The organism is Parapedobacter sp. 2B3 (genome assembly GCF_041925275.1).
Lineage (GTDB): Bacteria > Bacteroidota > Bacteroidia > Sphingobacteriales > Sphingobacteriaceae > Parapedobacter > Parapedobacter pyrenivorans_A.
Genome location: NZ_JBHEUZ010000006.1, coordinates 170,927 through 195,081, shown reverse-complemented (window position 1 = coordinate 195,081; position 24,155 = coordinate 170,927). Strand labels below are relative to the sequence as shown.

Sequence of the window (24,155 nt, the reverse complement as noted above, 5' to 3'; positions counted from 1 at the left end):
CTTTATGATGACAACAATGAAAAAATACGTGAATATGTTATTGCTTCCCGCGATAGTGGCGGTGAGCAGTTGCGGACTGGATAATTATGACGCACCGGAATCAAAATTGATGGGCCGTGTGGTTTACAACGGCGAGCCCGTGGGTGTCAAGGGTACGGGTGAAGCGGTACAGCTTCTATTGTACCAAGACGGATATGCGTTTCGTGACCCCATTCCGGTATTTGTTGGACAGGATGGCACGTTTGAAGCCAAACTTTTCGATGGTGAGTATAAATTGGTTACCCGCAATAATAACGGCCCTTGGGTGAACGACCGCGACACCACGGTGGTGAACCTAAAAGGGACGGCGAATGTAGATATCGAAGTGACGCCATTCTATACGTTATCTAACGTGCAGTTGTCTTTGAGCGGTAATAAAGCCAACGCCTCCTTTCAAATCAACGAAGTGGCCGGTGGCCTTGATATTGAGTACGTAATGATTTTGGTGGGTAAAACCTCCTTTGTCGACGATGTGTCGTACACGGCCCGGGTCAATATCAATGATGCGGCAGCTGGAAGTACCGTCACCGGATCGATCGATCTCACAAATAATGGCGACTTCAAGTCCGGCGGGGCGCTGTATGCCCGCGTAGGGCTGCGGCCAGCAGGCAAAGACCAAGCGATTTATTCGCAGGTCGTAAGATTGCGATAAACGCAAAAAAGGTTATCTTTAGCCGTCTCGCCTTGGGCGAGACGGTTATTTGTATTTATAGGATGCACCGGATCCGGTACATGCTAACCAATGGACCGTGACACTGTCATGGCAGATAAACCGAATTTCTAGATGATGAAGTATATCAGCTGTTTGCTTTCGCTGGGCGTTATCGCTGCAAATTTCGGCTACGGTCAATCGCTGTCTATTGATAACCGTATCGCGGAAGTGGCGTCCATGCGCTCCGCTTTTCCCCGAGAGAAGTTATTCATCCACCGCGATCGCGGCGACTACCTGCTGGGTGATACGTTGTGGTACCGGGGCTACGTGCTACGTGCGGACACGTACATGCCGGGCGATAGCCTCGATGTGGCGTATGTGGAGGTGATAGACGGTGCAGGAAAGGTGGTAAGGCGAGTAAGCTCACCCGGACATTGGGGCGGATTCAGTGGCCGTATCGTACTAGATGAGGAGGATTATGCCCAAGGGGAATACACGTTACGGGCCTACACCAACTGGATGCGGAACTACGGCGACACATCGCTGTATGTGGATCGTTTCCGGGTGGTAGATCCGAACGCTAACGGGTGGCGTGTGCGGGTAGGCGAGGTAGGCTTTTCCAACGGTCGGTTTCTGCTTCACGCCGGCTTGGTGGGCAGCGGAGGTGCGGTTACCGAACGGAAGCCGGTTTCGGTGCGGTTGCTGGATGGCCGGCGTAAGCGGCTGGACGTGCGGATGCTCCCAAGCGATTCGGGTAGCCTTTACCTGGATACGTTGCTGGCAGCGGCATCCAGCAATCGCGATTTGGTGCTGGAGGTTTCCGGCGAGGACGGGCTGGACTTCCGCATGCCGATATCGGCATTTGGCGAGGGCGAACTAGACTTGCAGTTCCTTCCCGAAGGCGGGCACTTCGTTGCCGGGTTCGGCCAACGGCTGGGATTCAAGGCACTGGATATTTATGGCAACGGAACGGGCGTCGCCGGAGTGATTGTCGATGACACGGGTGCAGAGGTTTGTACATTTGCATCGGTGCATCGTGGCATGGGGGTGGTGGAGTTTACGCCCGAAGCAGGCACGAGTTACACGGCGGTACTAGAGGGCGGTTCGCGGCATGCACTGCCGGCGGTGGCACCCTCGGGCACGGTGCTCCGTGTGGCCAGCGAACCGGGATCGGACAGCGTGACAGTGGTAATAGACGCGACGCCGGACTTACACGGCCGGGTGTGCCATTTCACGGCGGAGGCGCGGGATGCCGTGGGCATCCGTGGGTCCACGCCGCCACTGACCGGACCTTACGCCCGCTCGTTCGCCAAAGACCTCTTTCCTTCGGGTGTTATCCGCTTCACCGTTTACGACAATGACCTGACGCCATTGAACGGCCGCTCGGTGTTCGTGTGGCACGGCAATGGCCTGGATATGCAGTTGAATACCGACCGTGCAGCGTACGGCACACGGGACAGCGTGGGGCTGACGCTGCGTGTGCGTGACACCGAAGGCAAACCCATCCCGGTGGGCAGCTTTTCGGTTGCGGTGCTAGACAAGGGGCAGGTCGCCTTCGATGCATACGGCGACAATTTGCTGAGCCACATGCTGCTGGGTTCGGACCTGTGGGGGAAGGTCGAGGATCCCTACTATTACATAAAACATCCGGACTCCCCGGCGATGGACGCATTGCTGCTTACGCAAGGGTGGGTGCGATACGTGCGGAGGCATGACTCCCCGGTTTTCAGTCGTGAAAGGGGTTTTTCGGTTTCCGGGCGTGTTGTTGACGTCGTGGGTCGGCCGGTTAAAGGTTCGGGCATCACGCTGCTGGCGCGGATGGGATCGGCGGGCGCGTTGCTACGGGATACGTCGACCAACGCGGAAGGCGGCTTCCGCTTCGATGGTTTCGGTCCGTTTGCGACCGATACGGTGAGCATGGTGCTGAAGGCACTGAACAAGCGGGACAAGGATTACGGTATCCGTGTGGAGCTGGCGGAACCGTCGTTTCCGAACCCGTCATCAATAAGGTCGGGGAGGCGTTTCATCCCTGGTATGTTGCCGGCCGACACGGCTTCCCGGCAGTTGATGGAATCGCGGGCACGAGTACTGGGGCGGATCGATCCGGGCAGTATCATGCTGGAGGAGGCGGTGGTTACGGCCCAGGCGCAGATACCGGGTTCGAAGAACCTGAACAAGGGCGGCGGGGCGGATCAGGTTATCCTGCAAGCGGCGTTCGAGGACACGCCCAAAAAGACGCTGTTCGATCTGATCCACGAGCATGTGGATAAGTTCGGGATGCAGTATGTGGATGGAAAGGGTCAATATATTCCGACAATGCCGCCCATCCCAGATATCATAAGCCGGGGGCAGGTATATAGCGTGGGCACGAACTACGCTCGCTTTGTCATTGATGGAATGGAGTTAAGCCGATTCTATTATCCGGATGGAAGGTATGTTGCCGATAAATCTATGCCTTGGCTCCCCACTGATGAAACATTGATCGAAGATTTTGATCCTAGGGGTTATATGAACTATCTGCGTCCGTACCTGAAGCTTTTCAAGGCCGAAGATATTGTCGGTATGGAAGTCATGAGCAGTATGCGTTATAAGTCGCGTTACCAGAACCGGCATTTGGGTATGAAGGAAAATATCTTGGCTCAGGGAATAGGTACCCGCGGCCTCGCATTCATTGAAATCACCACACGCCTCGGCACCGGCCCGTTCCTCAACAAGATTCCGGGTGAGTACCGTTTGAGGCCATTGGTCCCGGTGGTTTCGCCGGAATTTTACAGCCCGCGGTATACCACACCGGAGCGCGACGAGTCAGCCGCCGATACGCGGGCGACATTGTATTGGAATCCCGAGGTATTGGTAGACAAAGACGGTAAAGCGAATTTCGCTTTTTATACTTCAGACAACCCCGGAGGGTATGTAGTGGTAGTGCAGGGTACGGATTTATTTGGCGGGATTGGCGTAGCGCATAGCTATTTACGGGTAGAAGATGAATAAAAGGATAGCCCACTTTCCCTTATCCCTCATCCGTGCGATACCCGTATGATATCCGTATGATACCCGTATGTATCTCGTTAAAAAGGCCAAAAGACGGCACTTTATCGAAGGGTATACGGCAAACATACGGGAAAAACGTACATTCGGATAGGGAAAGGATAGGCAAGCCCCTTTGCTGAGCAGCGGCATAAATGCAGCTTACGTATTTGGTGAAGCGTGATTTGTCATCCGTATAGTATCTAGGTGATATGGGATGATATAATTTGACTAAAAAGGGGTAACATATCGTGGTTTTGCGGGAGTGCGTTCCCGTATCTTTGTGTTAGGGACAATTATAACCGATAGGAACACGTAACTTTTATTGGGATGATGAAGAGAATAACCGACCATCGTATATCGACTGTATTGTTGGCCATATTGTTTTTCAGTAGAACCGCCGCATGGGCTCAAGTGCCGGAAAAACCCAATATCATTATCATCATGGCAGACGACTTGGATTCGCGGCAACTGAGTTGCTACGGCGGGCAGAACCTGAAAACAACCCACATCGATCAATTGGCCTCGGAGGGGATGAAGTTCAATGCAATGATTGCGTCAGAGGCGATGTGCATACCTACCCGGGCGTCGTTATTCACAGGGCTGTATCCGGTGAAGCATGGTGCATACCAGAACCATAAGCCGGTATACGGCAACCTGAAAAGTGTAGCCCATTACCTGGCTGACCTTGGGTATCGTGTTGGCCTTACTGGCAAGGACCACATGACGAAACCAAGTAATGTTTTCCCTTTTGACTTGATAGATGGGTTTGAACCGAATTGTGTGGCTTCGACGGATGAGTATTTCCTGGATAGTGTGAGAAATTACATCGTCCAAGATGATCCCTATTGCCTTTTTGTCATGAGCATCAACCCGCATACGCCGTGGACGGTGGGCAACCCGGACGAATTCGATCCGGAGAAACTTGTCTTGCCTGCCCATTGGGTAGATACGGAACTTACAAGATCCGAATTCCGAAAGTACCTTGCGGAGGTACGGCGGCTAGATGATCAGGTGGGCGACATCATGAACCTGCTGGAAGAGACCGGAACCAGCGACAACACGATTGTCATTTTCTTGGGTGAACAGGGACCCCAGTTTCCCGGTGGCAAATGGACGTTATATGACAATGGACAGAAAAGTTCGATGATCGTGAAATGGTCTGGAAATGTGCGGCCGGGTTCGGAAACCGATGCCATTGTGCAGTATGAAGATATTACGCCCACGTTAGTCGACATCGTGGGCGGAAAGCCAATTGCTGGATTGGACGGCCGGAGTTTCAAGCAGGTGCTGTCGAAGAAAGAAATACAACACCGCGATGTGGCCTACGGCATTCACAACAATATTCCCGAAGGACCTGCCTATCCAAGCCGGAGTGTGCGCGATCTCCGTTACAAATTGATTTGGAACCTTATGCCCGATTCGGCCTACTACATCAAGTACATGCTGAATACCGACAATGAGAAGTTGGCATGGACCAGTTGGGTAGATCGTGCTACCGATGATGAGCAGGCAAAATTGCTGACGGAGCGCATTGTGAAGAAACCGGCAATGGAATTTTATGATATCGCCAAAGATCCCGATGAACTGGAAAACCTGGCGGGGGAGCCTGAATTTCGCAAGCTGGTTCAAAGCTATCTAGTGAAGTTACAAGGTTGGATGGACGCACAGGGAGATAAAGGAGCGGCGCTGGATGTGCCGATTAAGAGGGATTAATGGGTATAAAGTGTGCATGGATATGCAGGATTTATGCGCATGGTTTTGAAATCTAATGGAAGAGTAGAAATTTAGCGATCACATTATTCGTTGATCATGGGAGATTTCAGCAAGCGTACAGACGATGAGGTGCTTTGGGCATTGATTCGAAACGACGACCAGGCCGCATTTAAAGCGTTATATGAACGGTATTGGATGCCCCTTTGGAGTTACGCCCGCAATGCCATGTCCGATCCGGATGATGCCGAAGACGTAGTGCAGGAGTTATTCGCCACGCTTTGGGAGAAGCGGGCATCCGTGAAAATAACCAGTTCACTGAAAGCCTATCTATTCCGGGCAACACTCAATAAGGTGATCGATCGTATCGACCGTTCGAAATACCGATCATCCTACCTCGATGACTTGAAACGTACCTACGATCAAGGGAATTACACAACCGATGAACAACTTTTTGAGAAGGAGCTGATGCACCGCTTTGAAGCTTGCATGGATAAAATGCCGCCGAAGATGCGCGCCATCTTCTCATTAAGCCGGCTTGAACAGATGACCCACCAGCAAATCAGCGATTGCTTGCAGGTCTCCCGCGACAATGTGAACCGCCAAATAAAAAATGCCTTGATTATCCTGAAAAGAAGTTTGCTAGGCATCGTGATTATCTTAAATTATTTTTTACCCTAACTGCAGTTTTATCCGTCACCATTATATAGACCGATAATGTTGATGGACAAAAACGACTTGGAAAAGCTATTGGAGCGCTATCGACGGGGGGAGTGCTCCGAAGAGGAGTATTTGCTGATCGAGAGCCTGCATCTGCACACGTATAGCAACGAGCCCACCACGATTGACGCAGCCGTAAAAAAGCGTATATGGCGGCGCATGCAAGAGCGCCTACCAACCCATAACGTCGGCGTAATGGCGCCTTGGCTGGCTGTGGCCGCATCCCTGGTATTGATGGTAGCTATTGCCCTGTTGTACCGTTCGGGGGGCGACCCCTTGCCGGCCGGCCAACTGGCGGATATACCGGCGGGCGGCAACCGGGCCACCCTCACGCTGGCGGGAGGGCAAACGGTGCAGTTGGACAGTAGCCAGCAAGGGGTCATGATGCTAGCGGATCGGTTGCTTTATACAGACAACACGGTGGTAGACGGACTAGACGAAAGTATGGCGACGGATGAGGATGCGTACAATGAAATCATTACGCCGCGTGGGGGCATCTACCAAGTGATACTTACCGATGGCACGAAAGTTTGGCTGAATGCGGATTCCCGATTGCGGTTTCCGCAGCGATTTGCTAAAACAAGGCGTGAAGTGACGCTGGTTGGCGAGGCGTATTTCGAAGTGACCAAAAATCCAGACCATCCATTTGTGGTAAAAACCGCTGGGCAGGAAATTGCCGTATTGGGTACGTCTTTCAACGTGGCCGCCTACGCGGATGAGGTTGGCGAACAAACGACCCTGTTGGAAGGGGAAATCGTTGTTTCTACCGCACAGCATACACAGCGTTTGTCGCCGGGGCACCAGGCAGTGATCCAGGAACAGGAGATAGCGATAGCAAAGGTCGATACATCGCCATTTGTTGCATGGAAATCGGGCGAAATCGCATTTAATGAAGAAACACTGGAACATATCATGCGGAGTATAAGCCGCTGGTACAATGTCGATATCCGTTTTGAGGGCGCGGATAAACAGCTGCGCTTTGGTGGCGCGGTATCGAGGTACGCAAATGTATCGGAAGTATTGCGCCGATTGGAACTGACCGGGCAAGTCCATTTTAAAATTGAGGAAAGGGGGATTGTTGTTATACCGTAATACTGACCAACAACTAAAACCGGAGATGGTGAGACATCTCCGGCCAATTGTGATGATAAATTAACTTTCGGGTAGCCTGCCGCTTGCAATTGACGGGCTTGGCCGATTATCAAAACACCTGACAAACATAACTAACCGTCTGCAGCTTTCAAAGACGATTGATGTTGTTTGTCGCATCGTTAACCATTTTATGGACAATTATTTATTAATGGGCAATCGTAAAGCGATTGCCATCCCGACAACATTGTTATTGAGGGTTATGAAGATCACGTATTTTCTTTTGACGGTCTGCCTGGTTCAGGTCTTTGCCGAAACTTCGGCACAGAAGCTGACCATCCACCGGGAAAACGCGGGGCTTCGCCGTATTTTTTCTGATATCCGTATCCAAACAGGATATTCCGTTGTTTATAGCGTGCGCCACATCAAGGAGATCCCGCCGCTATCGGTATCGTTGACCAATGTGGAACTGAAAGATGCCATGGCGCGGCTCTTGGCAGACCTTCCATTGGATTATGTGATAACAGGCAACGAAATTGTTATCAAGGAACGGCCGGTCGAACGGAGGTCGCCCCGGAGCAGCGTCCGTATTGACAAGGAATTGCAACAGCAAACCGTGTCCGGAAGGGTAGTGGATGAGCAGGGTAATCCGTTGCAAGGCGCCGCGGTGCGGATAAAAGGATTGCCGCACGAAACCAGTACGGCGAGCGATGGGCGATTTTCGCTCAATAATGTGGAGCGAAACGCCGTGTTGGTGATTTCGTTCGTCGGTTACGAAACCCGTGAGCTCGCAGCATCCGCCGATTTGACTTCTATAGCGATGAACCCCACTGTGGCCGACCTGAGCGAAGTGGTTGTGGTCGGGTATGGTACCCAACGGAAAAGCGACATTACCGGGGCGGTGAGTTCCATCCGTGCCGAGGATTTCAATAAGGGGACTAATGCGACGTTCGACCAATTGATCGCCGGAAAGGCGGCCGGCGTGCAGTTTGTCCAAAGCAGTGGTGAGCCGGGTGGAGGCGTTGCGGTACGTATCCGGGGAGCTAGTTCTGTCAACGCCGGAACGAGCCCGTTATACGTCATCGACGGGTTGCCTATTGATAATTCGCCGGTAGCAGGGGGCGGTGGAGCCAATTTCGACTCATCCCCGTCGCCACGAAATCCCTTAGCAGGTATCAATCCCGAAGATATCGAATCGATTGAGATCCTCAAAGACGCTTCGGCTACCGCTATTTATGGATCGAGGGGAGCGAATGGCGTCATTATGGTAACCACGAAAAAGGGGAAGGCAGGCCGTACTACCGTGTCTTACAGCGGGTCGTATGGCCAGCAGCGTGTAGCGAACACCGTTGATTTGCTCACGACGGCAGAATACATCGATGTCATCAACGGGTTAATAGATGCCGGAGCTTCACCCGAGTCCGATCGGGTTGCGGATGTCAATGCGTCCGGTACGGATTGGCAAAACCTCGTGTTCGACAATCATGCGCCCATACAAAACCATAGCCTGGCTTTCAGTGGTGGAAGCGCGCAAAATCGCTATTACCTCGCCTTGAATGCGTTCGACCAAGGGGGGGTGTTGAAAAACACTACGTTTAGCCGGTATGCAGCAAAGCTCAACATCAGTGCTAACATTACCGACCGTCTCGAAGTGGGGACAGCTTTGAACGTGAGCTACGCACATAACGAACAGGTGCCTTCGGGCTTCGGTATTAACGCCCAATCGGGGGCCATGTATACGGCACTCAATTTCGATCCGACACTTCCTATATACAATAGCGACGGCAGCTACCAATTGTCACCGTTCTTAGACATGGACAATCCCATGTCATTGGTCAATGAAGCATTGGCTACATCCAACGGTTACCGGACGTTCGGCACGGCTTATGCGCAGTATAAAATCACTCCTTATCTGACCGCGAAGGTCAATATCGGCGGCGATATCAATACCCAACGCCGGGATGTCTACGTAGGGCAAAAGACCCGGCGCGCTATGGCAGCCGGAGGTAGTGCATCCGTCATCAATGGTATGCAGAGCAACTACTTGTTTGAAGGAACGCTAACCTATGATCGAAGGTGGGATAACCATTACCTGAATGTGATGGGAGGTGCTACAACCCAGCGCTTTGTATACTCGTCTTCCTTTCAGGACGCCACCGGCTTCCCGTCGGATGTCACCGGAACGGACAACATTGGCTTAGGCGAACAGGAAACCTATCGGATAGGTACGGGCCGGGCAGCCAACCGGCTCCTTTCATATCTCGGGCGGGTAAACTACGAGTTGAATAACAAATACCTTATTACAGCCTCGGTACGGGCCGACGGTTCGTCGCGCTTTGGCATCAATAACCGATTCGGCTATTTCCCGTCGTTTGCGCTGGGGTGGAAGCTGATGGAAGAGGAGTTCATGCAAGATATTTCCCTGTTTTCCGAGTTGAAACCCCGTTTTAGCTGGGGGCAAACCGGCAACCAAGACATCGGGAATTACAGTGCTTTAACGACGTTCGGTAAAGGGCCATCGGCCATTTTGGACGATCAGCTCAATGTAGGCACAGACCCGGCCCGGTATCCGAACCCTGATTTGAAATGGGAAACAACCGAGCAGTTGAATGCTGGGATAGACCTGGGGTTCTTGAACGGACGGATTTCCGGAAGCATTGATTACTTTACGAAAACCACGTTCAATATGCTGTTCGCCTTACCCATCCCTTCATCCACGGGGTATTCAACCCGGTTGTCAAATGTTGGGAGTATACGCAACAGGGGATGGGAATTTGCAGTGAATAGCGACAACCTGACGGGCGCACTGAAGTGGAGTACGCAAGTGAACCTCGCAACGCTGGCCAATGAGGTGCTCGACATCGGGCAGGACAATCCCATTATCTCGGGTGGTGCCGGCCAAACCAGCGGTGTCTTTATTCTGCGCCCCGGTTCGCCGCTGTTTTCGTTTTATGGATGGGCAATTGATGGGATTTGGCAAGAAAGTGATGATTTTTCAGTGACGCGTGACGCAGTCGAACCCGGTGACATCAAGTACCGTGATGTTAACGGAGATGGCACCGTGAATGGTGACGATCGTGTGTTGCTGGGCAATTCGTTTCCCAATTTGACGTGGTCTGTAGGAAATCAACTTTCATATAAAGGGTTTGAACTTTCGATTTTTCTGGATGGTGTTTCAGGAGCGAAAATGTTAAATAATAACCTCGCGGAATCCTATTTCCCGGTTAGTTTCAGGAGAAACAAGTATGCGGAGCCTTATTTGAACAGGTGGACACCCGAGAATCCGTCCAACCGTTACCCTTCGTTCGTTAATCCGGGTGGTCAGGGCGACAAGCGAGTGAACAGTTTTACGGTGGAAGACGCGTCGTACGTCCGCATCCGTAACATTTCGCTCTCGTATCAGTTTTCGCCCGGTTGGCAGTACCTCAAGAATGTGGGTGTACGTTTTTCCGTAGAAAACGTGGCAACCTTTACCGATTATTCCGGTTTCGATCCTTCGATTAATCCGAACGGTGGTGCGTTCAATCGCATTGATTATAATGCGTATCCGCTCGCGAGAACATGGATGATTGGGCTGACGGCCGATTTTTAACCATTTATTAGAAAAGTCATGAAAGTAAATTATAGCTTAGTAACACGGCGCCTGCGGTACTTGGTTGGTATGGTAGCTTTGGTGTTTGGCACGGCAAGTTGCGAAAAATACCTCGATGAACCGGTATATTCTGAAATGGATCCGCAAACCCTGTTGGCTACCGAGGCCGGTGTAAACTCGCTGCTGAACGCAACGTTTGGCGAGCTGTTTATGCGGGGGTGGGATGGGAAGTCGCGTATGAACCTGGAAAACTGGTGCACGGATATTGAGTGGGAAACGGGTGGCGGTGAAAACCTCATAGCAACGCAAATGATCAATTTTACCTGGGATGCCTCTTTGCCCTGGTTTAACAATATCCTTTGGCTGCGGCCGTATCGCGCTATCCGAAATGCGAACCTGCTATTGGAAAATATCGATCGGGGTGACTACGATGCGTCGAAAAAAGCAACCTATATGGCGGAAGCCCGTTTTATGCGGGCTTTGGCATACGCTAAGTTGTACGGCTGGTTTGGACCTGTACCCCTCCGTACGTCAAGCGACGATCCGCTGGAGCTGGGAAAGGCTACGGAGGCAGCGATGCAAACATTTATTGAAGGCGAGCTGCAATCGGTCACGGAAACACTACCACTGCCCGGTGAGGAAGCAAACTATGGCCGGCCGAATCGGGGCGCGGCATTCGCTTTGCTCTGTAAATTCTACCTTAATACGAAACAATGGGAAAAAGCAATCGCGGCCGCGGATGATGTCATTGCGCTTGGTAAATACCAACTATACCCGGAATACGAACAACTATTCAGGGTCGAGAATGAGCAAAACAGCGAGTTTATTTTAGTGTACCCGCAATCGCCACAGGATGGGGGCAATGAATACATCAATGGGGCACTCCCTCCGGGTTTTCAGCAGAGTCCGCAAATGGGATTAGTATTTCAAAGTGGTTGGCAGAATTGGGCGGCACAGTACCGACTGTACGACAGTTTCTACCAATCATTTGATGAAGATGATATCCGGAAGAACCTGATCATGACCAGCTATGTCAACGGTGCCGGGCAAACCATATCCTTGCTGAACGGTAACAATACACGGTCCATCAAGTTTAGGCCCGATCCGAACGCCATTGTAAATGACCATGGTAATGATTTGCCGGAAATACGCTATGCGGATATCCTCTTGGCCAAATCAGAGGCACTCGCTGAGCGGCAATGGCCAAGCCAAGAGGCGGTTGATCTCGTCAATCAAATACGGGCGCGGGCCGGCCTTGTTGGTGAAGATGCGGTTTCATTAGCTGATTTCCCCGACTTGCAGGCGTTTCGTAACCACTTGCTCAATGAACGGGCGTGGGAGTTTTACGCCGAATCGGGCATACGCAGAGAAGACTTGATCCGTTTCGGTAGATTTGTGTCTTCGGCCCACGCCCGCGGAAAAACGAATGCAAACGAAACACATATCCGGTTCCCGATACCGCAGGCAGCGAGGGATGCCGATCCTTCATTAGACCGCACGGACGGTGAATGAAAAGTGGTTTACATATAACGTTAACGATAATAGATAATGATGCGTGTAAAAAACAATCAAAGGCACATCGCGCGGTGGAGGCTACTTTTATGGTGTGCCGCAAGCTTTTCGGTATTGGTTGGTGGTTCCTGTACAACGGCCGACAAGCCGGCGCAACCAAATGTTTTATTGATCCTTGTTGACGACCTCCGTCCGGCAATTGGCGCCTACGGAGATACGGCGGCCATTACCCCCCATTTGGATAAACTTGCAGCGGGCGGCCTGCTGTTTGAACGGGCATATTCCAACCAGGCAGTATGTGCCCCTTCACGGTTCAATCTGCTGTTGGGTAGCCGCTCCACGTCATCAGGGATCTATCATTTCGGCCGTAATTTCCGCGACTATTACCCCGATGCGGTAACGTTGCCCCAATATTTCAAACAACACGGTTACCATACTGAGTCGATGGGAAAGGTGTTTCACTTTGGGCATGGCACGCATGGCGATTCGTTGTCGTGGAGCGTGCCGCACCATAAGGACCTGGTCATCGAGTACGTCGATCCGGCCAGTAAGAAAGACGGATTTACGCGTGAAGAGGCACTCTTCTCGAATCAAAGTGCCCGAGGATTGCCCCGTGGGCTGGCGTGGGAATCGCCAGACGTGGCCGATGATGCCTATGCCGACGGTCGTGTTGCCAACCGGGCAGTGGAGCGGCTACGCGCATTGAAATCGGAACCCGACCAGCCGTTTTTCCTGGCGGTAGGGTTCGCCCGGCCACACCTGCCGTTTTCGGTGCCGCAGAAGTATTGGGACCTATACGATGAAAGCAAGCTGCCCATGCCCACCGTTACCACCCGGCCCGAGGGGGCTCCGCCCTATGCCGTAAAATATGGGACCGAGATCGATCAGTACATTCCCGTTCCTACCGAGGTAACGGCAGCGCCGTTTCCCGACAGCCTCGCCCGGAAGCTGATTCACGGTTACTATGCCGCGGTGAGTTATGTAGACAACCAGATCGGGACCGTGCTGAACGAGTTGGCAGCACTAGACCTCGATGAAAATACCATTGTGGTATTATGGGGCGATCATGGCTACATGCTCGGCGAGATGGGTATGTGGACGAAACACGTGAATTATGAGTTGGCCAACCGTATTCCGTTGATTATTTCCGCACCGGGTGTCAGCCATCCCGGCTCGCATACAGCACAGCTTACAGAAACGGTAGATATCTACCCTACGCTGGTCGAATTGGCGGGATTACCGGTGCCACAGGCACAGCAGCCGTTTGATGGCCTCAGCATGGTGCCAGTATTGAATGATCCGGAAACACGTATCCGTGACCACGCCTACCACGCCTTCCCGAGGGGTGGCCGGATGGGTAGGGCCATCCGGACTGACCGTTACCGGCTGGTGGAATGGAAGGAAATAGGCGATGGTACCGGACCAGCGGAATATGAGTTGTACGACTATCAAGATGGGTATATGGAGGTAAAGAACATTGCCGATGAACAGCCCGCCGTGCGTGACACCTTGCGAGCGTTGCTGGCACAACAACCCGCGGCAGCAGCTCCGCAGCCCGAAAGCAAGCAATAATCACCACATATGCGCTAATTTCTCTTATATTGCAAGGAATTATGAGAACCATCAAGTCGATTATCCGCGTGGTATTGGTGTTGGGTCTATTGGCACATAACGTTACCGCCGTTGGCCAAGAGCCACCGAATATCATTGTGATTCTCACCGACGATATGGGTTTCAGTGATATCGGTGCGTTCGGTGGCGATTTTGTCCCCACGCCACAGCTGGATCGGCTTGCCGCGGAGGGGACCAGATTTACCCAATACTACAGTGCGTCCCCGATTTGCAGCCCCTCGCGTACGGGGCTGCTAACGGGTATGTTTCCGGCCGAATGGAATTTCACCACGTTCCTGAACGACCGACGCAGTAACGGTCGGGCCGAACAGGCCAACTACCTGAACGTACATGCCCCATCCATCGCTAAGGTGCTGAAAGCTGCCGGGTACGCCACCGGTCATTTCGGTAAATGGCACATGGGCGGTGGACGCGACATCCAGAATGCACCGGGGTTCAAGCTGTACGGTTTCGACGAGCATGCCAGCACGTATGAAAGCCCCGAACCCGACTCGGCACTGACCGCAACGGACTGGATATGGTCTGATGTGGACAGTGTACAGCGGTGGGATCGGACAGCCTATTTTGTCGATAAAACGCTCGATTTCTTGCACCGCCACGAAGGGACGCCATGCTTCGTCAATCTCTGGCCCGACGATATGCATACGCCCTGGGTACCGGAAGAAAATCGCCGCCACGCGGGGAAGTTTCCGATGGACCCCAACGAGGAGGCGGCTTTCAAATTGGTCCTTGCCGAGTTTGATAAGCAGATGGGTAGGTTACTGGATGGGCTGGACGAACTGGGTATCGCGGAAAATACGCTGATCATCTTCACCAGTGACAATGGGCCTTTGCCAAGCTTCAAAGGCAGCAGGTCTGGCGGATTCCGGGGCACAAAGCTATCGCTTTACGAAGGCGGTATCCGCATGCCGTTTATCGTGAGGTGGCCGGCGTATGTTCCTGCGGGCGTTACGGATAGCGTATCGGTGCTGAATGCAACCGACCTGTTTCCAACCCTTTCGTCGATTGCTTCGGGTACATTGCCGGCCAATTACAAAGGCGATGGCGAAAACCGGGCGCAGGTGCTTACGGGACATCCGGCACCACGGAAAAAGGATATGTATTGGGAGTACGGCCGGAACGAATATGCATTCAATTACCCAAAAGGGCGCGACCGGAGTCCGAACCTGGCCATCCGCTCGGGCAAGTGGAAATTGCTTATGGATTACCAACGTGGTAACGAGGAGCTGTACGATATGGAAAATGACCGGCACGAAACTACCAATATTGCTGAATCACACCCTGATATCGTGGATGAATTGCGGACCAAACTTTATACGTGGCGGGCATATTTGCCAGAGCTGACACCGGAAAGGGCAGATCCGGCGAGGAAGTGATTTTTCATTTCCATTGGCATTATGTATTTTTAGCGACGTGGATGCGGCTTGGCTCCACTATTAACAAACAGGTTTTTGAAATGACCATCAATAGAAAGAAGTATGTAATGATAGGCTGGTGCTTGATCGCATTCGTGATTACCGCACATGCCCAGCGAGCCGCCAATTCGATAACCTATCAACTGGTCGAAAATATTGGATATCGCGGCGATGATGTTGATGATACGTATGCAAAAGAGCGATGTGTGTTGGATGTATACTACCCCGAAAATACGAAGGACTTTCCCACGGTTGTGTGGTTCCATGGCGGGGGCATTACAGGAGGGGAGAAGTTCATCCCCAAGGAATTGAAAGAAAAAGGACTGGCCGTGGTGGCCGTTAACTACCGGCTAAGCCCGAAAGCAAAGGCCCCGGCTTATATCGACGATGCGGCGGCGGCCGTCGCTTGGACGTTCAATCACATTGCCGATTACGGCGGTGACCCAACGAAGATCATTGTTTCCGGCCATTCGGCCGGCGGGTACTTGGTGGCCATGGTCGGACTGGACAAATCGTGGCTGCAGCAGCACGGTGAGGATGCAGACAAACTGGCGGGTATTGTCGATTTCAGTGGCCATGCCATCACGCATATGACGGTGCGTGCCGAACGGGGGATAAAGGATACCCAACCGATTGTTGATGAGTATGCACCGCTATACCATGTGCGGAAGGATGCCCCACCGTTAGTGCTTATCACCGGCGATCGGGAGATGGAGATGCTGGGTAGGTATGAGGAAAATGCCTATTTCTACCGGATGATGAAGTTCGTGGGGCATAACGATGTGCACCTCTACGAACTGGATGGGTTTGACCATGGTGCCATGGCCACACCGGCTTTCCATATCCTGCTCCACTATGTTGACAAATTGACAAAGAAAACGAAATAAAATAGCTGATGAATCTGAATACCGTTATTGCTGTCCTTTTTACTGTAGCACTGCCGTACGTTGCGGAAGCGCAAACAATCCCCACCTCGTCTAACAACCCCTTGGATGTGGCCTTTGGAGATCCGTATGTGATTTATGATGACGCCAGTGCGCGGTATTACATGTACGGTACCGGAGGAGGTGCTAAAAACGGCTTTGCAGCTTATTCCTCTACCGATCTGGTGAACTGGCAATCCGAAGGACAGGTCTATTATGCCGGCAATGAAAACGGTTGGAGTGATTCTACCGCTGCATGGGGCGGCGCATACTGGGCGCCTGAAGTGTATGCGCATAACGATAAATTTTATATGTTCTACAGCGCACAATGGAAGGATAACCCCACCAACGAGTTGGAAAATTTCAAGATTGGCGTAGCCGTGGCTGATAACCCGACCGGCCCATTTATAGATATGTATGATAGGCCGCTGTTCGATCCCGGCTATCCGATTATTGATGCCAATGTTTATTTTGCGGAAGACGGCCGCATGTTTCTGTATTATTCGCGCTGCTGCTATAAACACCCCGTAGAAAGCGAGGTGGCTGCTTGGGCAAAGCAAAAGGGTTGGTATGATGAGATTGAGGAGAGCTGGGTGTATGGAGTGGAGCTCCGGCCGGATTTTTCAGGAGTGATCGGCGAGCCGGTACTGTGTTTGCGGCCGCCGGTGGACATGGATAATGCACAGGCGGAATGGGAAAGCCGCTCGGTAACCAGCCGCGAGGTGAATCGCCGATGGACCGAGGGGTCTTTCACCTTCAAGCGGGGCGATACCTATTACATGATGTATTCGGCCAATCACTTTGCCGGGGAGAACTATGCCGTTGGCTATGCCACCGCGACAAATCCGTTGGGGCCCTATGCCAAGGCGGCCAACAACCCGGTGTTGGAGAAGAATACAGCCAGTGGTGGAGACGTTACGGGTACCGGTCACAATAGCGTGTTATTCATGCCGGATGGAAGGATGCTATGCGTATACCATGGCCGTACAACCAAGACCGGTGACGAGCGGGTGGTTTTCATCGACGAGATGGAGATTGATAGCGATGGCATATTGAAAGTGATGGGGCCCACCACCCAACCTTAAATATCACTGCCGCCGTTTGCATTTCATCGCAGAAGTATGTAGCTTTCGGCCATCTTTTTGTTACATGCGATATGGGAAATCAAGCGAAGTTCATCGAAAAAGTATCCGCCTCCTATAACCCGAAAGGCGCCTTTATTTTCTTGGGGGCAGGGCTGCTGGATGGGGAAATATTGGCCCCGGCCAAAGTGAACCTGCCGCTGAAGATGATGAACAGGCACGGCCTTATTGCGGGGGCTACGGGTACGGGGAAGACCCGCACCTTGCAGCTGATTGCTGAGCAGTTGTCGGATGCTGGAGTGCCGGTCTTTTTGCTGGACGTGAAAGGCGACCTGTCGGGGCTGCACCAACCGGGCGAAGTGAACCCAGCATTGGTAGAGCGCGGCGAAGCATTGGAATGGCCGTTTGAACCAACGGGATTTCCGGTTGAACTTTTTTCACTCAGCGGGAAAGTAGGCAATCCGATGCGGCTTACGGTGGAGGATTTCGGTCCGGTGATGCTGGGCCGCATACTGGATTTGAACGATACGCAAACGGGCGTGTTGGCAGCGGTATTCAAATACGCAGAAGATAACCAACTGCCACTGGTGGATTTTGCCGACCTGAAAAAGTTGCTCAGCTACCTGACGGACGGACCGGGAGCCGATGAGATTAAAGATACGTATGGCCGCATAAGCGGAAGTACCTCGGGAACGATATTACGCAAACTGGTGGCACTGGAGCAGCAGGGCGTATCGGATATCTTCGGCGAGAAGGAATTTGAGATCGACGACCTGTTCGGACGGGTCGATGGCAAGGGAGTCATCAGTCTCCTCAATATTTCAGATATTCAGGATCAGCCTATTTTGTTTTCCACTTTCTTGTTAAGTCTACTGTCCCAATTGTTTAAAAATCTGCCCGAAGTAGGTGACCTCGACAAGCCAAAGCTGGTCTTCTTTTTTGAAGAAGCGCACTTGCTCTTTAAAGACGCGCCGAAAGCCTTCCTCACCCAGGTGGAGCAGATTGTTCGCCTTATCCGTTCGAAAGGTGTGGGTGTGTTCTTCTGTACCCAAGCGCCAACCGATATCCCTGAAAGCGTGTTGGGGCAGTTGGGTAACCGTGTGCAGCATGCACTGCGGGCGTTTACTCCCAATGATGCCGAAGCACTGCGCAAAACGGTGAAAACCTACCCACGGTCGGAGTTTTATGAAATTGACCGTGTGCTCACTTCACTCGGAACGGGGCAGGCGCTGATTACCGTGCTGAATGACAAAGGTATCCCTACGGAGGTAGTAGCCACCCACTTGATACCACCACGGGCGGTAATGGGCCCGGTGGATGCGCAAACCTATGATCAGCTGGTCAAAGCGTCGTCTTTTTACACTAAATACCACCAATCGGTAAACCGTAGGAGTGCGGCCGAAATGCTTGAGGAGAAAACGCAAGTGTACGCGGCGAGGGAAGAACGAGAGGCTGCGGCAAAAGCGAAGAGTAAACCCCGGCGGAGTACGCGGCAAACGCCATTGGAAGCTGCACAGAAAGCTGCAACGACCACACTGGCGCGGGAAGGCACGAAGTTATTGACCAGAATCGCCAATGGGATATTGACGGCCATGTTCAAAAGGAAGCGGTGAGACAATAGGGATACGATGGTATTTTCATATCATGCGGAATTTAGCTAAGTTTGACCATTTGAAGAGTACAAATTCATCATATCATAATTTAAGTAATGAGTAAACCCACCTTGTTAATTCTTGCGGCCGGTATGGCCAGCCGCTACGGAAGCATGAAACAGATAGACCCGTTTGGGCCTAATGGCGAAACGATTATCGATTATTCCATCTATGACGCCATCCGGGCCGGATTCGGAAAAGTAAGTTTCATCATCCGTGAGGAATTTGCTGATAAATTCAAGGAAATATTCGAGCCGAAATTGGCCGGAAAGATTGAGACGGACTATGTATACCAAAGTTATGACCTTACGCCTTTTGGTATCGACAAACAAATTGAGCGTTCCAAGCCATGGGGTACCGCCCATGCCGTCCTTTCTGCACGCAATCAGATCAACGAGCCATTCTGCGTAATCAATGCCGACGATTTCTATGGCTATGAGGCGTTTGAAAAGATGGCCAAATTCCTTACCTATGAAGTGACGGACCATAAGTTTTCGCTGATGGGCTACCAGATAGACAAAACCCTTTCTGACTACGGTTCGGTCTCGCGCGGGGTGTGCAAGGTGGACGATGAAGGTAACATGACTGAAATCAACGAGCGGCTGAAAGTTTACTTCAAGGAAGTGGATGGCGAAAGGCGTATTTTCTTCGAGGAGGACGGCGTGGAAACCGAGCTGCCGCGGAGCAGCCGGGTATCGATGAACTTCTGGGGCTTTACACCGGCAATTTTCAAAATAAGTGAAGAACTGTTCAAAGCATTCGTGCCCGCCAACGAAGACAATCCGAAATCGGAATTTTTGATTCCCAAGGTGGCCGATGAGCTGATCAAGTTAGGTAAAGCAACCTTTAAGGTGCTTCCCACGTCACAAAAGTGGTTTGGGGTCACCTATCCGGAAGATAAGCCTATTGTACAGGAAAGCATTGCTAAATTGGTGAATGGAGGGGTGTACCCCGATAAGCTCTTTTAAGAGCTAGGAAAAATACGTAAGCCATAAAAAAACCTCGCAGGACCATCCCGCGAGGTTTTTTTATGGCTTATGACTAACGACTAGTGACTTACGCCTTATTTCTTGTCGTCGTCTTTGACTTCTTCAAATTCGACATCGGTAACGTCGTCGCCGTTGTCTGACGCTTGTGCTGAGCCACCTTCCGCTGTTTGTCCGTCGGGTGCGCCAGCTTCCTGTGAGGCTTTGTACATGTCCTCGGAGGCAGCGTTCCACGCATTTTGCAGTTCGGCTTGGGCTGCATCGATGGCGGCGAAATCTTTGGCCGCGTGGGCGTCTTTCAGCTTCTTGAGGCCTTCTTCGATAGGAGCCTTTTTATCAGCCCCGATTTTATCGCCATATTCACTCAACTGTTTTTCCGTTGAGAAAATGAGGGCGTCAGCGGCATTCAGCTTATCGATCTCCTCTTTGGCTTTCTTGTCGGCCTCGGCATTGGCCTCTGCTTCCTGCTTCATCTTTTGGATTTCGTCGTCAGTTAAGCCAGAAGACGCTTCTATACGGATTTTCTGTTCCTTACCGGTGGCTTTATCCTTCGCCGATACATGGAGGATGCCGTTTGCATCGATGTCGAAAGTGACCTCGATTTGTGGTACTCCGCGCGGTGCCGGTGGAATGCCATCCAGATGGAAACGCCCAATGGTGCGGTTCTGTGCAGCCATGGGCCGCTCGCCCTGTAAGATGTGGATTTCAACAGAGGGTTGATTATCCGATGCGGTAGAGAATACCTCTGATTTCTTACTCGGGATGGTGGTATTCGATTCGATGAGTTTGGTCATGACGCCACCCATCGTTTCGATACCCAATGAAAGTGGGGTTACGTCGAGTAGCAATACATCTTTCACTTCACCGGTTAACACACCGCCTTGGATAGCGGCACCCAAAGCAACAACCTCATCGGGGTTTACCCCTTTGGAAGGCTCTTTGCCAAAAAACTTCTTCACAGCCTCTTGGATAGCCGGTATACGGGTAGATCCGCCCACCAAGATGATCTCATCGATGTCGGAAGCCGAGTAACCCGCATTTTTCAATGCCGACTTACAGGGTTCGATCGTCCTTTTGATTAAGCTATCGGCCAATTGCTCGAATTTAGCACGGCTCAGTGTGCGCACCAAGTGCTTGGGGCCAGTCTGGTCTGCCGTGATGTACGGCAGGTTAATCTCGGTGGAAGAAGAGCTTGACAATTCCACTTTGGCTTTTTCTGCCGCCTCTTTCAGGCGTTGCAGTGCCATTGGGTCCTTGCTCAAATCAAAACCGTTGTTGTCGTTCTTGAACTCGTCGTTCAACCAATCGATGATTACCTGATCGAAGTCGTCACCGCCAAGATGCGTGTCGCCGTCGGTAGATTTCACTTCAAATACACCGTCGCCCAATTCGAGTACAGATACGTCGTGCGTACCGCCCCCGCAGTCGAACACAGCTATTTTCATGTCTTTATTAGACTTGTCCAGTCCGTAAGCAAGAGCGGCTGCGGTAGGCTCGTTGATGATCCGCTTTACAGTTAGTCCTGCAATCTCGCCGGCTTCTTTCGTCGCTTGGCGTTGCGCGTCATTAAAATAGGCAGGCACCGTAATTACGGCTTCCGATACCTCTTGGCCTAGGAAATCCTCCGCGGTTTTCTTCATTTTCTGCAATACCATTGCAGAAATCTCCTGCGGCGTGTATTTGCGGTCGTCTATCTCCACACGGGGGGTGTTGTTGTCGCCCTTCACAATGCTGTAAGGTACGCGCTTGGCCTCTTTGGCCGCTTCGTCGTAAGTAGTACCCATAAACCGCTTGATGGAAGAGACGGTTTTTTTCGGATTGGTGATGGCTTGGCGCTTAGCAGGATCACCCACCTTGCGCTCACCATTCTCAACGAATGCTACAATCGAAGGCGTGGTACGTTTACCTTCGTTGTTGGTGATGACTACCGGCTCATTACCCTCCATCACAGCTACGCAAGAGTTGGTAGTTCCTAAGTCGATTCCAATAATTTTTGCCATATCTATATTTCCTTTTCTACGTTGATGATTAAATCAATTGCTTTTACTCTTTGTACAAGTTCTTTACACAAGCCTTGTGCCAATCGCAGGTTTGATGCCAATTATAGGCAGATGAGGAAAAAGGGGCGGCCAAGGATGATATAAGCATGACAATGTGTCATTTGCTAGGTTGCTTTTGCTTGTTTGCTTTTTGCTTTTTATTGCCGATGTTTGATCCAAGGTAATCAGTAAGCGACGTAAGACATACGACTAACGACTAGTGACTAACGACATACGACTAAAAAATGCATATCGAACAACTACGTGAATATTGCCTGGCCAAACCTGCGGTAACCGAGAGTTGCCCATTCGGACCCGATGCACTCGTATTCAAAGTAGCCGGTAAAATGTTTCTCCTTGCCGGGTTGGATAGCCAGCCGCTGTCGTTCAGCGCCAAGTGCGATCCGGAATATGCACTGGAGTTGCGTGAGCGGCACCCGCACACGATACAAGGGGCATACCACATGAATAAGCGCCATTGGAACCAGGTAGCCTGCAACGGCGAATTAAGCGACAAAGAGCTTATGGAACTTATTGACCATGGCTATGGCTTAGTGGTAGCGGGGTTACCTAAGCAAGTGCGCGACCGGTTGGTTCTTCAATAGGCGATGAGGTGCCGTTTAACTTTACACCATATGAATAAAGTAGTAATAGCCGTAGCAACGTTTGCCTTGCTCTTTAGCGCGGGTTGTGACAACCAAGCGCAAGACTTGCCACAGCCAAACATCGTCTTTATCTTGGCCGACGACCTCGGCTACGGCGATATAGGAGTCTATGGACAACAACATATCCAAACGCCGAATATTGATCGTTTAGCCGAGGAGGGTATGCGTTTCACGCAATTCTATTCGGGCACAACGGTCTGTGCCCCGTCTCGATCTGCACTGATGACGGGACAGCATACCGGACATACCTTCATCCGTGGGAATAAGGAAATAAAACCCGAAGGGCAATACCCGTTGGCAGACTCCGTGCAGACCTTCGCCCAACTCCTACAGGAAGCGGGTTATGCAACGGGGGCGTTCGGCAAATGGGGGCTAGGCATGGTGGGTACGAGTGGCGCACCCAACCAAAAGGGCTTTGATACCTTCTTTGGTTACAATTGCCAGCGCCAATCGCACCGCTATTACCCAACCCATCTGTGGCATAACGATGAAAAGGTGGTGTTGGAAGGGAACGATTTGGCGAACAAGGCTGTATATGCACCGGAAGTTATTCAGGAACAGACCCTGAAATTTATTGCGGACCATAAGGATACGCCCTTTTTCTTATTTGTGCCCACGGTACTGCCACATGCCGAGTTGCAGGGTCCGGAAGACGAACATTACCGGAAGTATGAAAACAGCTTTGACGAAACGCCACATAAGGGAAATGATTATGGTCCCGAGGCGACAATAGGAGGGTATGCGTCGGTGGAAAAACCGCGTGCTACCTTTGCGGCGATGGTTAGCCGGCTGGATGCCTACGTGGGTGAAATTCTGGCCAAATTGGATGAACTGGGCCTGTCGGAAAATACGATCGTAGTTTTCAGCAGCGACAATGGCCCGCACTTGGAAGGCGGCGCAGATCCCAGGTTTTTCAACAGCGCAGGTGGACTACGTGGGCATAAGCGCGATCTGTATGAAGGAGGGATACGGGTTCCGTTTATCGTAAGGTGGCCGGGAAAAGTACAGCCCGGAAGCCAAAATGATTTTGTTGGCGCATTTTGGGATGTTATGCCAACCTTCGTGCAACTAGCTGGAACCAACCCGCCCAACTATACGGATGGCGTATCCATCTTGCCCACGTTGTTGGGTAACGACGACCAACAACAACAGCATACCTACCTGTATTGGGAATTTCATGAAGGCGGTGGCCGGCAAGCAGTGAGACAAGGGAAGTGGAAAGCCGTCCGTCTGCAAACCAGGAACAAGGAAAAAACCACCATTGAACTGTATGATTTAGCTACGGACCCGGTGGAAGACACAAATTTGGCCGTAGAAAACCCATCGCTCGTCGAACAACTTGCTGCCCTTATGGACGAAGCCCATCAGGAGAGCGATGTGTTCCCTTTTGCGCATTGAATGGCGCCACACCGCTCCA

At 51.7% G+C, this 24,155-nt stretch carries 16 protein-coding genes; 15 read left to right on the top strand and 1 reads right to left on the bottom strand.

The window, feature by feature from the left end; translation table 11 throughout:
* Nucleotides 1-4: 4 nt before the first annotated feature.
* The 13 genes from ACEVG1_RS09195 to ACEVG1_RS09135 all read left to right on the top strand — a co-directional run bounded on the left by ACEVG1_RS09195 (nucleotide 5) and on the right by ACEVG1_RS09135 (nucleotide 20,016).
* Nucleotides 5-691: a DUF3823 domain-containing protein gene (locus tag ACEVG1_RS09195; RefSeq protein WP_374743369.1), complete on the top strand. Its 687-nt coding sequence runs from the start codon at nucleotides 5-7 to the stop codon at nucleotides 689-691.
* A 132-nt stretch (nucleotides 692-823) separates the two neighbouring features.
* Entirely contained in the window at nucleotides 824-3,682 is a 2,859-nt protein-coding gene (locus ACEVG1_RS09190; protein WP_374743368.1) for a hypothetical protein, read from the top strand.
* A gap of 366 nt (nucleotides 3,683-4,048) precedes the next feature.
* Nucleotides 4,049-5,434, top strand: coding sequence for a sulfatase (locus ACEVG1_RS09185; RefSeq protein WP_374743367.1), 1,386 nt, complete (start codon nucleotides 4,049-4,051; stop codon nucleotides 5,432-5,434).
* 96 nt (nucleotides 5,435-5,530) lie between these two features.
* A complete protein-coding gene (locus ACEVG1_RS09180; RefSeq protein WP_374743366.1) occupies nucleotides 5,531-6,112 on the top strand; it encodes an RNA polymerase sigma factor in 582 nt (193 codons plus the stop codon).
* A 42-nt stretch (nucleotides 6,113-6,154) separates the two neighbouring features.
* On the top strand, nucleotides 6,155-7,243 hold the full coding sequence (locus tag ACEVG1_RS09175; protein ID WP_374743364.1) for a FecR family protein: 1,089 nt from the start codon (nucleotides 6,155-6,157) through the stop codon (nucleotides 7,241-7,243).
* Between the two features lie 259 nt (nucleotides 7,244-7,502).
* Nucleotides 7,503-10,832: a TonB-dependent receptor gene (locus tag ACEVG1_RS09170; protein ID WP_374743363.1), complete on the top strand. Its 3,330-nt coding sequence runs from the start codon at nucleotides 7,503-7,505 to the stop codon at nucleotides 10,830-10,832.
* A gap of 18 nt (nucleotides 10,833-10,850) precedes the next feature.
* Nucleotides 10,851-12,344, top strand: a complete 1,494-nt coding sequence (locus ACEVG1_RS09165) for a RagB/SusD family nutrient uptake outer membrane protein (RefSeq protein WP_374743362.1) — start codon at nucleotides 10,851-10,853, stop codon at nucleotides 12,342-12,344.
* A gap of 36 nt (nucleotides 12,345-12,380) precedes the next feature.
* A complete protein-coding gene (locus ACEVG1_RS09160; RefSeq protein ID WP_374743361.1) occupies nucleotides 12,381-13,916 on the top strand; it encodes a sulfatase in 1,536 nt (511 codons plus the stop codon).
* A 41-nt stretch (nucleotides 13,917-13,957) separates the two neighbouring features.
* Complete coding sequence (locus ACEVG1_RS09155; RefSeq protein WP_374743360.1) at nucleotides 13,958-15,352, top strand: sulfatase; 1,395 nt, start codon at nucleotides 13,958-13,960, stop codon at nucleotides 15,350-15,352.
* An 80-nt stretch (nucleotides 15,353-15,432) separates the two neighbouring features.
* A complete protein-coding gene (locus ACEVG1_RS09150) occupies nucleotides 15,433-16,278 on the top strand; it encodes an alpha/beta hydrolase (RefSeq protein ID WP_374743359.1) in 846 nt (281 codons plus the stop codon).
* 8 nt (nucleotides 16,279-16,286) lie between these two features.
* Complete coding sequence (locus ACEVG1_RS09145; RefSeq protein WP_374743358.1) at nucleotides 16,287-17,399, top strand: glycoside hydrolase family 43 protein; 1,113 nt, start codon at nucleotides 16,287-16,289, stop codon at nucleotides 17,397-17,399.
* A gap of 71 nt (nucleotides 17,400-17,470) precedes the next feature.
* Complete coding sequence (locus ACEVG1_RS09140; RefSeq protein ID WP_374743357.1) at nucleotides 17,471-19,009, top strand: helicase HerA-like domain-containing protein; 1,539 nt, start codon at nucleotides 17,471-17,473, stop codon at nucleotides 19,007-19,009.
* A 95-nt stretch (nucleotides 19,010-19,104) separates the two neighbouring features.
* On the top strand, nucleotides 19,105-20,016 hold the full coding sequence (locus tag ACEVG1_RS09135; RefSeq protein ID WP_374743356.1) for an NDP-sugar synthase: 912 nt from the start codon (nucleotides 19,105-19,107) through the stop codon (nucleotides 20,014-20,016).
* Between the two features lie 95 nt (nucleotides 20,017-20,111).
* Here ACEVG1_RS09135 and dnaK read toward each other — a convergent pair whose 3' ends face one another.
* Nucleotides 20,112-22,034, bottom strand: coding sequence for a molecular chaperone DnaK (gene dnaK / locus ACEVG1_RS09130; RefSeq protein ID WP_374743355.1), 1,923 nt, complete (start codon nucleotides 22,032-22,034; stop codon nucleotides 20,112-20,114).
* Between the two features lie 284 nt (nucleotides 22,035-22,318).
* On the opposite strand from dnaK, the gene ACEVG1_RS09125 reads away from it, so the two are divergent.
* Together ACEVG1_RS09125 and ACEVG1_RS09120 are read left to right on the top strand one after the other, a co-directional pair.
* On the top strand, nucleotides 22,319-22,678 hold the full coding sequence (locus ACEVG1_RS09125) for an MmcQ/YjbR family DNA-binding protein (RefSeq protein ID WP_374743353.1): 360 nt from the start codon (nucleotides 22,319-22,321) through the stop codon (nucleotides 22,676-22,678).
* A gap of 30 nt (nucleotides 22,679-22,708) precedes the next feature.
* The gene (locus ACEVG1_RS09120) at nucleotides 22,709-24,136 is read left to right on the top strand and encodes an arylsulfatase (RefSeq protein ID WP_374743352.1); all 1,428 of its coding nucleotides are present in this window, start codon (nucleotides 22,709-22,711) and stop codon (nucleotides 24,134-24,136) included.
* The last annotated feature ends 19 nt before the right edge of the window (nucleotides 24,137-24,155 follow it).